Raw genomic sequence first — 13,264 nt, 5'->3', positions numbered from 1 at the left:
GCTCAGCCCCCCGCTACCGCCGGCAGGATCGAGACCAGGTTGCCGCCCTCGAGCTTGGTGTCCAGGCCGTCAAGGAAGCGCACGTCCTCCTCGCCGACGTAGATGTTCACGAAGCGGCGGATCTCTCCGTTGTCGTCCAGGAGCCGTTCGGTGAGGTCCGGGTGATCCGCTTTGATCTTGCCCAACAGCTCCCGGAGGTCGGATGCATCGTCGACGCTAAGCTCGGCTTGCCCGCCGGTGAGGGTGCGCAGCTGGGTCGGAACTTTCACTCGTACGCTGATAGCAGCCTCATCTCCTCTTCGAACTTCTCCAGGTCACCCGAAATGTGAACGTTGGGGCCAACTCTCCCGGTCAACGCCTCTGCGGTCTTCAGGCCCATTCCCGTGATCAGTGCAACCACCGACTCGCCGGGCTTGAACGCTCCCTGCTCGGCCATCTTCTTCAGCGCCCCTATGGTCACGCCGCCTGCAGTTTCGGCGAAAACCCCCTCGGTCGACGCCAGCAGCCGGATCGCGCTGACGATCTCCTCGTCGGTGACGTCCTCGCCCATTCCGCCGGTCTGGTTGACGGCCGCCACCGCATAGTAGCCGTCGGCCGGGTTGCCGATGGCCAGCGACTTGGCGATGGTGTCCGGCCGGACCGGGCGGATGACGTCGACCCCGGCCTTCAGGGCGGTCACCACCGGGCTGCAGCCGAGCGCCTGGGCGGCGTGGACCTTGGTGTGGGGGGCGGCGTCGGTGATCCCGATCTTGTGGAACTCCTCCAGGCCCTTGCGGAACTTGGTCAGCAAAGACCCGCTGGCTACCGGCACCACCACGTGGTCCGGCGCCTTCCAGCCCAGCTGCTCGGCGACCTCGAAAGCCAGCGTCTTGGAGCCCTCGGAGTAGAAGGGGCGCAGGTTCACGTTGACGAATCCCCACTCGCCCTTCTGGGCGATCTCGGAGCAGAGCTTGTTGACGTGATCGTAGTTGCCGTCGACTGCGATGACGTTGCCGCCGTAGACGGCGGTGGTGAGGATCTTGTTCTGCTCGAGATTTGCCGGGATGAACACGAACGACCGCAGGCCGGCCCGAGCAGCGTGGGCCGCCACGGCGTTTGCCAGGTTGCCGGTGGAGGCGCAGGCAACGGTGTCGAACCCCATCTCGCGGGCAACGGTGAGCGCCACGCTGACGACCCGGTCCTTGAAGGAGTGGGTGGGGTTAGCGGTGTCGTTTTTGATGTAGAGGTTGTCGATGCCCAGCGCCTTGCCCAGGCGGTCGGCCTTTAGCAGAGGGGTGAGCCCGGCGCCGATGTCGATGCGGGGGGTCTCAGAGTCCACCGGCAGCAGGTCGACGTAACGCCAGATGGATGCGGGCCCGGCCTGGATCGACTCCCGGGTCATGCGGGCGGCTATCGAGCCGTAGTCGTAAACCGGCTCCAACGGTGCAAAGCAAAAGTCGCAAACGTAGATCGGAGCGGCCTCGTAGGTGCGGCCGCACTCCCTGCACTCCAGCTTCTCTACTCTGGCCACTTGCACACCCTTCAAATAAAAAATCGCCTACCGATGGCAGGCGACCCGGATGTTGACCTGCTCATCTTCCCCGGGTTTCAAACCGGGCGGGAATTAGCACCTTTCAGTCGTTGTTAGCCGACTGACGGCTGCCGAGGCGTCACAGGGCCCGTCCCTAAGCCTCTCTTGATGAGGAAATAACCATCGCACCGAGCACTGTTCGTGTCAAACCAGCACCGGCCAAGCCGGTCAATGAGGGGTTAGGAGCCCTTCTTGACCTCTTTGAGCTCCTCGACGAGACGTTCTGCCTTCGCCCCCTTCTCGGCCTTGGCAAGCTCGGCGGGCAGCTGGGCTTTGGCGTCGGCAGCCAGGTCGGCCGCCGGGATCTCAGACTTCTCCCCAGCGTCCTTTACGAACCCGCCCTCACCGGTTACCACTCCCTCATAGTCCCAGTTGCCCAGCACCCGGGTCTCGTAGAAGTGCACGAACAGGATCTTGGCGACGCCCATCATCGGAACAGCCAGCAACATTCCCCAGATGCCCCCTAGTGAGGCCCCCAGGATCAGGGCGATCATCACCGCAACCGGGTGCAGCCGGACCGCCCAGCCCATCACCTTCGGGCTGATGAAGTGGTTATCGATCTGCTGCACCACGACCATCGCAATGGCGGCCTTAAGGGCCAGCGGGAAGCCGCCCTCTATCCCGCCCACCACAACTCCTGCGGCCCCTCCCACAAAGGGCCCGACCAACGGGATTATGTTGAAGAACCCGGCGAGCAGGCCGATGGGCAGCCAGAAGGGTATCCCGATGATCGCGAACGCGATACAGGACATCACCCCGACGATCGCAGCGACCAGAAGTTGGCCCCGGAAGAAGGCGCCGACCGTGTTGCCGATGCGCTCCAGCACGGGAAGCAGCTCGTCCCGGTACCGCGGAGGCATGTAGTGCAGGCCTGCTTTTTGGATCTTGGGCAGGTCAATCAAAAGGTACGCGGCAAACACCGGCGCCAGGATGAAGTTCAGGACTACGTGGAACGCTCCGGTAGCGAACCGGCCTGCGCCGGCGAAGAGGCGGCCGCCCCAATCCTCGATGAACGAGGACTGGGACTCCTGGGGTCTGTCCGGTTCCCGGGGCTCGCCGGACAACCCTCCCAGGCCGACGGCTTCCAAGTCGATGTTCAGCCGCTCCGCCAGGTCCTCGACCGCAGCAATCGCGTCTTCCTGGATCTGGGGCCCCCGCTCGACCAGGGCGTTTATCTGAACCGTTAGGGGCGGCACCAACACCGAAAGGCCGATGGCCACGACGCCAATGAAGACCAGGTAGATCAGAGCCGTGCCGAATCCCCTGCGGACGCCTCGGCGCTGCAGCCGGTTGACCATAGGGTTGAGAAGGAAGATCAGGATCAGTGCAAGCGCTATCGGTGGGAATACATCCCGCAGATAGGCCAGGAGATAGAGCGCAATACCTGCTAGCAGCAGGCACCCAATCAGGGACCAGGAGACAATTCCGGCCCGCCGAAAGCTGTCACGCGGTTGACGACTCTGGCGATTGGTGACAGTCACCCCAAAAGTATACGATCGGCGCACGGTCTTCCCGTGGCACCTCGGTTCACTCCAAGCCTTCTCGGGTAACCTTGGAGCAGTGTCTGAATTCCAGCCCTCCCCCGCCTCCACGAACGATTCCGCCTTCTCACTGGCGGAGGTGCTGAAAGGACGCTCGCTCGTGATCGCCTCGAACCGGGGCCCGGTCAAGTTCGAGGCCGACGAGCAGGGCGAGCTGGTAGCCACCAGAGGCGCCGGCGGGCTTGTTACCGCCCTGACCGAGGTCATGAAGCACGCCGACGGTCTCTGGGTTGCCGCAGCACTCACCTCGGGCGACCGGAAGATGGTCCGGGCGAACCCGGACGGGCACCTCATCGCCCCGCTGGACGACGCCGAGCTGCGCCTGCGCTACCTGACCTTCGACCGGGACACCTTCGACCGCTACTACAACCGCATCTCCAACTCGGTCTTCTGGTTCTTGAACCACGGCATGTGGAACCTGCCGATGCACCCTAGGTTCACCGCCCGCTGGAAGCGCGACTGGGAGTCGTTCAAGGAGGTCAACCGGATCTTTGCCGAAGCCCTGGCGAAGGAGATCTCCGGCTCCGAGGCCATCACCCCCGTGATGCTGCACGACTACCACCTGACGATGGTCGCCCAGTACCTCCGGGAGCTGGTGCCGTCGGCGTTTGCCTACCACTTCACCCACACGCCGTGGGCGCAGCCCGACATGATGAGGGTCCTCCCCGGCAACATGGCGAAGGAGATCCTGGAGGGAATGCTGGCCAACGACCTGGTGGGCTTCCAGGCACGCCGCTGGTCCCACAACTTCATGATGTGCTGCCAGGACATTCTCGGCGCCGAGGTCGACATGCAGAGGGGGCTCGTCCACCACAAGGACATCAGCACCGTGGTGCGGGACTACCCGATCTCCATCGACGCCGGCGCCGTCCGCAGGCTGGCGCACTCCCCCGAGGCCGCCAAACACCTCCGCTGGCTCGACCGGGTCCTCGAAGGCCGAAAGCTGATCCTGCGGATCGACCGCCTGGAGCTGTCGAAGAACGTGGTCCGGGGGTTCAAGGCGTACGAGACCATGCTGAACAACCACCCGGAGCTGCTGGGGCGGGTCGTCCACGTCGCGCTTCTGTACCCATCCCGGCGGGCGATCCCCGAGTACCGCAACTACGAAGCCGAGGTCCTCGCCTTCCACGACGAGATCAACAAGGAGCTCGGCACCGACGACTGGCAACCGATCGTGCTGATCAACGAGGACAACTACGTCCGGGCCCTGGCCTGCAGCCGCCGCTACGACGTGCTCATGGTGAACCCGATCCTGGACGGCATGAACCTGGTCGCCAAAGAGGGCCCCACGGTCAACGAGGTCGACGGCGTGGTGGTCCTGTCGAAGAACGCCGGCGCCTGGTACGAGCTGGAGTACGGCGTTCTGGGGATCAACCCCTACGACATCGAGGAGATGGCCGAGGCCCTGTACACCGGGCTGAACATGGAGCCGGAGGAGAAGGCTCGGCTGTCGCAGCTGAACCGGGAGGTCATCGACCACAACACCCCCAGCAAGTGGGTCTGGCGGCAGCTGAAGGACATCACCCGCCTGCACGAGTCGAACACCTAGCGGCTTAGCCTCCCGTTAGAGGAGCCGCTCCAGCATCTCGACGACCCCCCGGGGCGACTTCACCTGCAGGTCGGAGTTCTCCAGCATTCCGGCGGGGGCCTCCGCCGACACCACGCCGACCCGCACCAGAACGCCGGGGACCACGCCGACCGAGCGGCGCATCATCTCGACATCGGCGGCGTCGTCGCCTGCGATCAGGGCGTTCTTGACCCCCGACTCGCCCGCCAGGCGGACGAAGGTCTCCGCCTTCGACACCGACTCCGGCTTGAGTTCCAGCACCATCCTGCCGGTGCCGAGCACGAACCCGTAGGTGGCGGCGGCCTCCCTGGCCCAGGCGGCCAGCGGTTCGGGCGCTTCGGAGTAGGCGGAGTTGCGGTAGTGCAGCGAAAGCGCCAGGTCCTTGTTCTCGGCCTCACAGCCGGTCAGCTCATGGGCCCGGATCAGCTCGACCGCCTGCGCCGACATCAACTCCACCGATTTTCTCCACTCGGCCGCCTTCGGCGCCTGGATCAACCCGGCCGGAGTCATCTCCTCGGCCCCATAGAGCCCGAAGTACCGAGGGCCCTCGGCTCCGACCCGGGGATACAGGTCGGCGGCGCCCCTTCCGGAGATGAATGCGACTATCGGGAAGATTCGGGCGAGGGCCGTCAGCACCTCCGGACCACCTTGAACTATCGCCGCGGCCTCACGGTCCTCGACGATGGGGGCCAGCGTTCCGTCGAAGTCGAGGAAGATGCCGGTTTCGCTTCGCTCCCGGCGCAGCAGCTCGATCTGCTCGGCGACGTCCATTACCTAACCCTATCCGGCGCACCTCGCAACCCTCGACCTACTAGACTGCCCCCTGTGAAATTTGCCGTTCGAACAATGAGCCTGGTCCTCCTCCTCGCGCTCGCCGCCTGCTCCAACGGGAAGATCCCCCTGGAGTACAACTTCGAGGAGGGCGACGGGACCCGCTACCGCTGGACTATCGACTCCCGGACCTCGGTCAACTCGACCAGCGAGGAGAGCGTGACCACCACAAACATGATCGTGGACGTCCACGAGCAGGTGAGCCAGAAGGAGGGCGAGGACCCCGTTCTCACAATCACGCTTGCCCCCAGCCGGCTTCGCCAGGGGAACCAGGCGATGAACATCCCGAAGCCGATGACTGTCAAATACCAGCTGAACAAACAGGGCGAGATCGTAAAGCCGGTCACCGACGAGCTGGCGCCGGGGGCGGCGTCCGCCATCCAGCTTGGCGCCACTCTGGTGCGAAGCCGTATCGCCCTGCCGGCCGACCCGGTGGGCATCGGCGACGAGTGGGACACGCCCTTCGTTCTCGACGGCGACCTGGGCAACATCAAGCTCGAAGGGCACGGCAAGCTGCTCGGGTTCGAGCTGAAGGGCAAGCGCAAACTGGCTCGAATCGAGACCACCCGGTCCGGAGACATCGTCACCCACGAGCAGCAGGGTGGCGTCCCGGTTCAGCTGCGGGGAACCTCCAGCAGCACCGCTTTGTCGAGCCTGGACGTCGACAAAGGGGTTCTCTACTCCACCTCAGCCAGATTGATCTCGGACTTCGACATCGCCTCCGAGGAGAGCGGCAAGCTGATCGGGACCATGCGGGTGACGCTCAACAGCAAGCTGGAGCTTGCGCCCTCGCGGCCTACCGGGACTACCAGGGCTACCGGGTAGATCTAGCCCGCGTAGTCGGGCCCAACGAGCACCGTCACGGGGATGGCCGGGTCGACGTTGCGGGTTCCCGGCGGCTCGACCAGGCTGGCACCAAGAAGGCTGGCAATCGCCTCACCCATCTGCTGGTTCCCCGGCTGGTAAAGGACCGTCGTCCTCTCTACGGGAGTCCTGGCATTAGCCTTGGCGACCACGTCGTAGCCGGCCTCTTCGAGCTTGCGCTCGGATGCGTCCAGGCGAGCGGCGGAGTTGCTGGCGTCGAGAACCTGGACCCTGCCAGTTCCCTGCACGGGAGCGGCGGACGCTGAAGCGGTTGGGGTAGGAGACGCAGTGGGTGAAGCGTCGGTTGGTGTCTCCTCCAGGAAGGGGTCAGTCGGAGGGGAGAGGGTCTCTTCCGTCTCGGGACTGTCGTCCGGATTGTCGAAGGCCAGCTTGTAGATTCCGAACGCCACCGCCCCCAAAAGAGCGATCACGACGAGGTAGCGGAGTCCCGCAATTATTACTGCTCGCCAGAACCCGGGGCTTTCCGGAAGTGAGTGTTTTCCCATGAATGGGTCCGATTATCTGCTATCCGTTCTCGGACAGGTGGATACCCAGCCGCCGGGCCATTCGCTGGCGCTGCCGGAAGGCCCGCAACCTCTGCAGGCGCTTGACCAGGATGGGGTCGTGGGCGAGGGCCTCGGGCATGTCGATGATCTCGTTGAGCAGCGTGTAGTAGCGGGTTGCGGAGAACTCGAATAGCTCCCGGATGGCCCGCTCCTTGGCCCCCGAGTACTTCCACCAGTTCCGTTCGAACTCAAGAATCTTCTGCTCCCGCTCGCCGAACTTCGTCTCCGGAGGGGGGCTCATGCGGAATCCTTACTTACACAGGTGTAATTCATTCGCCTAACCCTAGGCAAACGGCGATGCCGAATCAAGGACCGCCGCCCCAGGCAAGGCCGTGCGGGCAAGTCCGGGGCCGCCAGGCAAGCAGGGGTCCTCCGGGCCCGCCAGGCCGGTCGTAGGCGAGAGTGGGCGGGAGGGGGAAGTTGGGGGCGCTAAAGTGTAGTAGCAAGTGGGGCCGGTGCCCCCAACTGGCTGGTGTGGCGCAATCCGGTAGCGCAACCGACTTGTAATCGGTAGGTTCCCAGTTCGAATCTGGGCACCAGCTCTAGTTTCCGTCGGTTCAGGTCCGAACAAGGGCCGGAAAATTCGATCGGGTAGCAAATTCTGTTGCGTCAACATCCGCCTGGGGTGAGCAATGGCACGTCTCAATGCCTCACGAGGTCCATGGGCGATCTGGGCGATCCTCACTGTGTCGGGGATCGTGCTGATCGCACTTCCCGACGCCGGCAACCGGGTCTTCTCGATCAGCCAGGGGCACGGACCGGCTCCGTTCGACCTTGCGGGAGCCGTCCTTTTGACGGCAGGCTGGGTGATCCTCGACCTTTGGACCTGGCGTCACCGGAGCGCGCTGCGTTCGCGGAACGGTGGCCGGTCCCTGTGGGTCCTTTCATTTCTGGCGGCCGCAGGTGCGGTGCTGATCGGCTGGTCGGTGTCGCAGGACGAGGGCACGTGGTGGCTGCTCGGGGCCGGCGTGGTCGCAGCAGTCCAGGTAGCCGCTGCAGTTGCGGCGGCCCGATCGGACTCCAGTCGCGCCACATCGGTGGTCCCTCCCGGCCGCGGTAGCGCGGCGTGACCGGCTTGAAGGAATTGCTGGTCTCATTGATTGAGGGCGCCCCCGGGGTGGAGCTGGACCACAAGCGAAATCATGTCAGCGCCAAAGTTCAGGGCAGGGTGTTCGCCTACGACCGTCCGCACGACCTCGTCGTGAAGCTTCCGAAATCCAGGATCGACGAGCTTGAAGCGGCCGGCGAGGCGTCTCGCCTGGTCATGGGAAAAAGGGAGATGGCCGAGTGGGCCGTCGTACAGGGTCCTCCCGCCGTGGACGCAGGAAGGCTCAAGGTCCTGCTGGATGATTCGATCGCGTTCGTTTCCCGGGACTGACTACTTGCGGTGCCAGCGGCTGCCCGCAGGCGTGTCCTCCACGATGATCCCCCGCTCCGCCAGTTGGTCCCGCAGGCTGTCCGACTCCGCCCAGTTCTTCAACTTACGGGCTTCGTCCCGGCGCTTCAGCAGCGCTTCCTCGTCGGCCGACAGACCGTCCTCGGCGTCCCCCGCGTCGCTTGCCGGGTCGTACGAGATACCCAGCACGCCGGTCATCTGGTCGAACGCTGCCACCAGCCCGGCGACGTTGCGCGGCGCCTCCGGGTCGTGGTCGCTGTCGAGCAGCATGTTGCCGTGCTTAACCAGGTCGAACATCACGCTGATCGCCATCGGGGTGTTGAAGTCGTCGTCCATGGCCGCCCTGAAGCGGTCAAGGTACTGCTGACCGTCCCTGGAGACCTGCGCTGCCGCCTCCCCGGCGGCCCGGGAGAAGTTGTCGAACCGTTCGACCGCCCGGCGGGCCTGCTCCATGGAGGCCTCGCCGAAGTCGACGTCGCTCCGGTAGGCGGCGGAGACCGACATCGCCCGCAGCACCGACGGCTTGACGTCTTTCAGCAGGTCCTTGACCAAGGCGATGTTCCCCAGCGACTTGGACATCTTCTCGGAGTCCATCTTCACCATCCCGCCGTGGAGCCAGTAGCGTACGAACGGCTCTGAGCCGAGCGCAGCCTCCGCCTGGGCGATCTCGTTCTCGTGGTGGGGAAAGATCAGGTCCGAGCCGCCGCCATGGATGTCGAAGCCCATGCCGAGGTACTTGGCCGACATCGCGGAGCACTCGATGTGCCAGCCGGGACGGCCGGGCCCCCACGGGCTGTCCCACGAGGGCTCGCCCTCCTTGGCGGCCTTCCACAGGGCAAAGTCCAGCGCCATCCGCTTGTTGGGGTCCGGCTCCACCCGCTCACGGGCATGTACCTCGTCGAGCGTCCGGCCACTGAGCTTGCCGTAGCCGGGGAAGTTCTCCACCGAAAACCAGACGCTGCCGGCCGATTCGTAGGCCACGCCGGCCTCGACCAGCTTCGAAATCATGTCGATCATGTCCGGGATGTGGTCGGTGGCCTTCACCAGAAGGTCCGGCGGCCGGATCCTGAGGGCCGAGGCGGCCTCCTCGAAGGCGTCCGAGTAATGCTTGGCAAGCTGGGTCCAGTCGGAGCCCTCGTCCTTCGCCCGGTTGATGATCTTGTCGTCCACGTCGGTGTAGTTCTGGGCGTAGGTGACCTCGTAGCCGCGCCACTCCAGGTAACGCCGGATGACGTCGAACACGATGAACGACCGGGCGTTGCCGATGTGGATGTCGCCGTAGACGGTCGGGCCGCAGACGTACATCGCGACCTTGCCCTCGTCGCGGGGGACGAAGGCCTCCTTGGCCCGCGTCAGTGTATTCGTGACCATCAGTCCCATTGCTTCAACTTTACCCGGGACCTACCTATCGGTCGGGCCGCCGTCGACCAGAGCCACGGCGATCCCGGCGGCTCCCTCTCCGCGCCCGGCGAAACCGAGGTGGTCGGTGGTGGTCGCCTTGACGCTGACCCGGCTGGGGTCGATGCTCAGCGCTCCGGCGACCCGGGAGACCATCTCGAGGCGGTGCGGCGCCATCCGGACGTTCTGGATGACCACAGTGGCGTCGATGTTCACGATGGTGAAGCCCGCGTCGGCCAGCACGACTGCGGTCCGGGCGAGGATCTGCAGGCTCGAAATGCCTTCCGGGACCATCTCGGAGGAGAAGTGGGTGCCCAGGTCCCCGAGTCCCGCGGCCCCGAGCAGGGCGTCGGCCACGGCATGCGATACGACATCGGCGTCCGAGTGGCCGGCCAGCCCTCCGTGGTCCTGGATGGTGACGCCGCCGAGGACCAGCGGACGGCTCTCGTCGAAGGCGTGGACGTCGTAACCCATGCCGACGCGCATCAGTCGGCCTCCGGCCGGGCCGCGATAATCTGTTCGGCGAGCCAGAGGTCGGCGGCCCGGGTGACTTTGAAGTTGAGGGGGTCGCCCTCCACCACCCGAACCCGGTACCCGGCGCTGGTCAACATCTGCGAGCAGTCGGTCGACTCCAGCCCCGAGGCCAGGGCCTTGGCCAGGGAGTCCTCCAGAACCGCACGGCGGAACACCTGGGGCGTCTGGACCCGCCAGATCCCCTGCCGGTCGACCTCCTCCTCCACCAGTAGGTCGTCGGAGACTCTCTTGATTGTGTCCTCCATCGGGATCGCAGGGATGACGCCGTCGCAGGTGTCGTCGAGGGCGCCCAGCAGCTTGTCGATCAGAGCCGCACCCAAAAGGGGGCGGGCGGCGTCGTGGACCATAACCGTGTCGGTCGACCCGGGGAGCTTGGCGAGGGCACTCTGAAGCGAGGCTTGTCGAGTCTCGCCGCCGGGGACCTGCGCTACGACTTTCGAGAACGCGGAGAGGTCGGAGCCGTCGTCGGCAGGAAGCGCCACCACGACCGAGCTGATTTCTTCGGCCGCTTCCAGGACCGCGAGGCTCCGGTGGAGCATCGGCTTGTCGCCCAGCGGGAGGAACTGCTTGGGGATGTCGGAGCCGACACGCTTTCCGCTGCCGGCGGCCAGGACCACCGCCGTGACGAATCGAGACAAAAGGGGCTCCTTCATAAAACGACCCCCGGTCCGGGCTCGAGATCTCTCTCGGGCGCAGGCCGGGGGCCGCAGTAAGTGTTTTGGGTTTAGCCTGCGAGCACCTTGTCCAGCATGGTGCCGGCTTCGGATTCGTCGACGTTTGCTGCGAACGTAACTTCGGAGATGAGAATCTGGCGAGCCTTCGTAAGCATTCGCTTCTCACCTGCGGACAGGCCCTTGTCGGCTTCACGCCGGGCCAGGTTACGAACTACTTCAGCCACCTGGTAGATGTCTCCGGAGCGAAGCTTCTCGACGTGGGTCTTGAAACGACGGCTCCAGTTGGTGGGCATGCGGCATTCCTTGGACTTCAGGACCTTGAAGACCTTCTCAAGCTCGTCCTGTGCGATTACGTCTCGAATGCCTACACCGTCGGTGTTGTCCACGGGGACCATCAGCGTCAGGTCTCCGTAAGCCAACCTCAGTACGTAGTAATCCTTCGTCTCTCCTTGGAATTCCTTCTGCTCAAGACTTTTGATGATTGCGGCACCGTGATGGGGGTAAACAACCTTGTCACCAATTTGAAAGGTGGTGGCTGAGGGCAAACGGTCCTCCTTCTCTAGATTGGACGGTCCCTCGAACGGACCCTTAGATGCGGGAGCAACTTTCCGGCACGAAACAGCGACAAATAACGCGGTCTCGGGACGTTCTATGGTAACAGGCGGGACCCCCCTGCCGCAATGGGCTACGTAACATCACTGTCAGTGACCGATTCGACTCAAAATCGCGAGAGCCTGGCCCAAAGAGGCCGCACGCACGACTTTTGCCCCTTTTTCCGGTGAAATATCGCCAATTCCGTCCGTTCCGTGAACCGGCGGCGCCAGAACCGTCCTAAAACCGAGCCGAAACAACTCGTTCACCCGAGCGTCCAGACCCGGAACCGAGCGCACCTCCCCGGCCAGGCCTACCTCACCGACCGCGGCCACGCCGGCCGGGATCGGTACGTTTTTGCGGGAACTGGCCAGCGCCAAACAGAGCGGAAGGTCGATTGCCGGCTCGGCCGCCCTGAGACCTCCGGCGACCGAGGCGTAGACATCGCAATCCGCCATGTTCACTTTTCCGTGCTGCTGAAGCACCGCCATCGCGACCCCGAGCCGGGCCATTTCCAGTCCCTGCGCCACCCGCCGGGGAACCGCTGGGGGCTTACACGAAACCACCAGCGCCTGGATCTCAAGAGCCAAAGAGCGCCGGCCTTCGATGATGCACCCGACCGCCGAGCCGACAGCGTCCTTGTGCCGTTCGGCCAGGAAGAAGCGGGAGGCATCGGCAACCTCGCTCAGCCCGGCGGGACCCATCTGAAAGACCCCGAGCTCGCCGGTCGCGCCGTACCGGTTCTTGATCCCCCGCACGGTTCTCAAATGGTGGCCGCGGTCACCCTCGAAGGTGAGGACCACGTCAACCAGATGCTCCAGCGCTCGGGGTCCGGCAATCGACCCGTCCTTGGTGATGTGGCCCACCAACACCAGGGCTGCGCCGGTATTGCGAGCGGCTTCGGTCAGAGCCATGGCGCACTGGCGTACCTGCGCCACCGAACCGGGCTCCCCGCCGGACTCGGAGGCTCTCAGGCTCTGGATGGAGTCGACCAGCACCACGTCGCTGCCGGTCATCAGCGGGACGATTGCGCTCAGGTCGGTGGCCGCAGTCAACGTGGTCCGGCGGGGCGCGCCCAGGCGCCGGGCCCGGGCCGCGACCTGCTCGATCGACTCCTCACCACAGACAAGCAGAACCTGCTTTCCCTGCTGCTCGACCCCGGCCGCAGCCTGGAGGAGCAGGGTGGACTTACCGACCCCGGGCTCACCCGCGAGAAGGGTCACCGAGCCCTTCACCAGCCCCCCTCCGAGAACCCGATCCAACTCCCCCAGACCGGTTTTGATGCGGGAGGCTGAGATGGCCTCGACCGCCCCGATCAACACGGTGGCCCCCGCTTCCGGGGGGCGGGCTGGGTTCCCGGCGATCGGCGGTGGCTCCTCAACGAACGAGTCCCACGCGGAGCAGTCGGGGCACCGGCCGAGCCATTGGAGGGACCGGTGCCCGCACTGGAGGCAGATCATTGCGCTTTTGGGCATACCAGGACTGTAGCGATCAGAGGTGACAAGAAGTGGCGACCGGGTAGGTTGGCCACGTGAGCTACTCAGGCGAGCTGGATCGGTTCTTCGGCGAGCTTCATGAGTCGCGACAGATTTTCGACGCTCTGGCGGAAGCCGTGAAGGCCATAGGACCCAGCAGCGTTCGGGTCACCAAGAGCCAGGTGGCATTCTGGAGGAACCACCCCTTCGCGTGGGCCTGGATGCCCGAGAAGTACTTGAAGCGCGAGGCCGCGCCA

The 13,264-nt window shown here is 64.9% G+C and carries 16 protein-coding genes, 1 tRNA gene and 1 riboswitch; of the genes, 6 read left to right on the top strand and 11 right to left on the bottom strand.

The genetic code is table 11. From position 1 onward, the window contains the following. Positions 1 to 2: 2 nt before the first annotated feature. The 3 genes from VFV09_15200 to VFV09_15190 form a co-directional block, all read right to left on the bottom strand. Positions 3 to 281 carry a MoaD/ThiS family protein gene (locus VFV09_15200; protein ID HEU4869056.1) on the bottom strand — a complete coding sequence of 93 codons (279 nt, stop codon included), beginning with the start codon at positions 279 to 281 and terminating at the stop codon, positions 3 to 5. Next, positions 266 to 1,510: a threonine synthase gene (gene thrC, locus VFV09_15195; GenBank protein ID HEU4869055.1), complete on the bottom strand. Its 1,245-nt coding sequence runs from the start codon at positions 1,508 to 1,510 to the stop codon at positions 266 to 268. The genes VFV09_15200 and thrC overlap by 16 nt, the downstream gene beginning before the upstream one ends. Positions 1,511 to 1,568: 58 nt before the next feature. After that, positions 1,569 to 1,685, bottom strand: a riboswitch (SAM riboswitch). A gap of 64 nt (positions 1,686 to 1,749) precedes the next feature. Continuing rightward, positions 1,750 to 3,051 (bottom strand): AI-2E family transporter, encoded by a 1,302-nt coding sequence (locus tag VFV09_15190; GenBank protein HEU4869054.1) that lies wholly within the window; start codon positions 3,049 to 3,051, stop codon positions 1,750 to 1,752. A gap of 79 nt (positions 3,052 to 3,130) precedes the next feature. On the opposite strand from VFV09_15190, the gene VFV09_15185 reads away from it, so the two are divergent. After that, complete coding sequence (locus tag VFV09_15185) at positions 3,131 to 4,660, top strand: trehalose-6-phosphate synthase (protein ID HEU4869053.1); 1,530 nt, start codon at positions 3,131 to 3,133, stop codon at positions 4,658 to 4,660. Positions 4,661 to 4,675: 15 nt separating this feature from the next. Here VFV09_15185 and otsB read toward each other — a convergent pair whose 3' ends face one another. Then, a complete protein-coding gene (gene otsB, locus VFV09_15180) occupies positions 4,676 to 5,449 on the bottom strand; it encodes a trehalose-phosphatase (GenBank protein HEU4869052.1) in 774 nt (257 codons plus the stop codon). Positions 5,450 to 5,524: 75 nt separating this feature from the next. Between otsB and VFV09_15175 the strand changes: the two genes are divergently transcribed. Beyond that, positions 5,525 to 6,334, top strand: coding sequence for a hypothetical protein (locus VFV09_15175; protein ID HEU4869051.1), 810 nt, complete (start codon positions 5,525 to 5,527; stop codon positions 6,332 to 6,334). Positions 6,335 to 6,336: 2 nt separating this feature from the next. Here the strand turns inward: VFV09_15175 and VFV09_15170 are convergent, their stop codons facing one another. Together VFV09_15170 and VFV09_15165 are read right to left on the bottom strand one after the other, a co-directional pair. After that, positions 6,337 to 6,879, bottom strand: a complete 543-nt coding sequence (locus VFV09_15170) for a LytR C-terminal domain-containing protein (protein HEU4869050.1) — start codon at positions 6,877 to 6,879, stop codon at positions 6,337 to 6,339. Positions 6,880 to 6,898: 19 nt separating this feature from the next. Then, positions 6,899 to 7,180: a DUF3263 domain-containing protein gene (locus VFV09_15165; GenBank protein HEU4869049.1), complete on the bottom strand. Its 282-nt coding sequence runs from the start codon at positions 7,178 to 7,180 to the stop codon at positions 6,899 to 6,901. 227 nt (positions 7,181 to 7,407) lie between these two features. Between VFV09_15165 and VFV09_15160 the strand changes: the two genes are divergently transcribed. The 3 genes from VFV09_15160 (at position 7,408) to VFV09_15150 (ending at position 8,317) form a co-directional block, all read left to right on the top strand. Then, a tRNA-Thr gene (locus VFV09_15160) sits at positions 7,408 to 7,481 on the top strand. 90 nt (positions 7,482 to 7,571) lie between these two features. After that, positions 7,572 to 8,009 (top strand): hypothetical protein, encoded by a 438-nt coding sequence (locus VFV09_15155; protein HEU4869048.1) that lies wholly within the window; start codon positions 7,572 to 7,574, stop codon positions 8,007 to 8,009. Beyond that, positions 8,006 to 8,317 (top strand): hypothetical protein, encoded by a 312-nt coding sequence (locus VFV09_15150; GenBank protein ID HEU4869047.1) that lies wholly within the window; start codon positions 8,006 to 8,008, stop codon positions 8,315 to 8,317. Before VFV09_15155 ends, VFV09_15150 begins: the two co-directional genes overlap by 4 nt. Here the strand turns inward: VFV09_15150 and cysS are convergent, their stop codons facing one another. From cysS to radA, 5 genes are all read right to left on the bottom strand, one after another. After that, positions 8,318 to 9,715, bottom strand: coding sequence for a cysteine--tRNA ligase (cysS, locus tag VFV09_15145; GenBank protein HEU4869046.1), 1,398 nt, complete (start codon positions 9,713 to 9,715; stop codon positions 8,318 to 8,320). It lies immediately after the preceding gene. Positions 9,716 to 9,736: 21 nt separating this feature from the next. After that, entirely contained in the window at positions 9,737 to 10,219 is a 483-nt protein-coding gene (gene ispF, locus VFV09_15140; GenBank protein HEU4869045.1) for a 2-C-methyl-D-erythritol 2,4-cyclodiphosphate synthase, read from the bottom strand. Further along, a complete protein-coding gene (gene ispD, locus VFV09_15135) occupies positions 10,219 to 10,905 on the bottom strand; it encodes a 2-C-methyl-D-erythritol 4-phosphate cytidylyltransferase (GenBank protein HEU4869044.1) in 687 nt (228 codons plus the stop codon). Before ispD ends, ispF begins: the two co-directional genes overlap by 1 nt. Positions 10,906 to 10,991: 86 nt before the next feature. After that, a complete protein-coding gene (locus VFV09_15130) occupies positions 10,992 to 11,486 on the bottom strand; it encodes a CarD family transcriptional regulator (protein ID HEU4869043.1) in 495 nt (164 codons plus the stop codon). A gap of 156 nt (positions 11,487 to 11,642) precedes the next feature. Beyond that, a complete protein-coding gene (gene radA, locus VFV09_15125) occupies positions 11,643 to 13,007 on the bottom strand; it encodes a DNA repair protein RadA (GenBank protein ID HEU4869042.1) in 1,365 nt (454 codons plus the stop codon). Between the two features lie 56 nt (positions 13,008 to 13,063). Between radA and VFV09_15120 the strand changes: the two genes are divergently transcribed. Then, positions 13,064 to 13,264: DUF5655 domain-containing protein (locus tag VFV09_15120; protein ID HEU4869041.1), on the top strand; the 201-nt coding region annotated here is incomplete at its 3' end.

It is taken from the genome of Actinomycetota bacterium, assembly GCA_035759705.1.
In the GTDB taxonomy this organism is placed as follows: Bacteria; Actinomycetota; CADDZG01; order JAHWKV01; family JAHWKV01; genus JAJCYE01.
This window is presented reverse-complemented; position numbering and strand designations above follow the sequence as displayed.

Coding starts and splice junctions, on each gene's coding strand:
- ispF (HEU4869045.1), bottom strand. CDS start 10,219: ATGCGCGTCGGCATGGGTTACGACGTCCACGCCTTCGACGAGAGCCGT.
- VFV09_15170 (HEU4869050.1), bottom strand. CDS start 6,879: ATGGGAAAACACTCACTTCCGGAAAGCCCCGGGTTCTGGCGAGCAGTA.
- radA (HEU4869042.1), bottom strand. CDS start 13,007: ATGCCCAAAAGCGCAATGATCTGCCTCCAGTGCGGGCACCGGTCCCTC.
- otsB (HEU4869052.1), bottom strand. CDS start 5,449: ATGGACGTCGCCGAGCAGATCGAGCTGCTGCGCCGGGAGCGAAGCGAA.
- cysS (HEU4869046.1), bottom strand. CDS start 9,715: ATGGGACTGATGGTCACGAATACACTGACGCGGGCCAAGGAGGCCTTC.
- VFV09_15155 (HEU4869048.1), top strand. CDS start 7,572: ATGGCACGTCTCAATGCCTCACGAGGTCCATGGGCGATCTGGGCGATC.
- VFV09_15175 (HEU4869051.1), top strand. CDS start 5,525: ATGAGCCTGGTCCTCCTCCTCGCGCTCGCCGCCTGCTCCAACGGGAAG.
- VFV09_15165 (HEU4869049.1), bottom strand. CDS start 7,180: ATGAGCCCCCCTCCGGAGACGAAGTTCGGCGAGCGGGAGCAGAAGATT.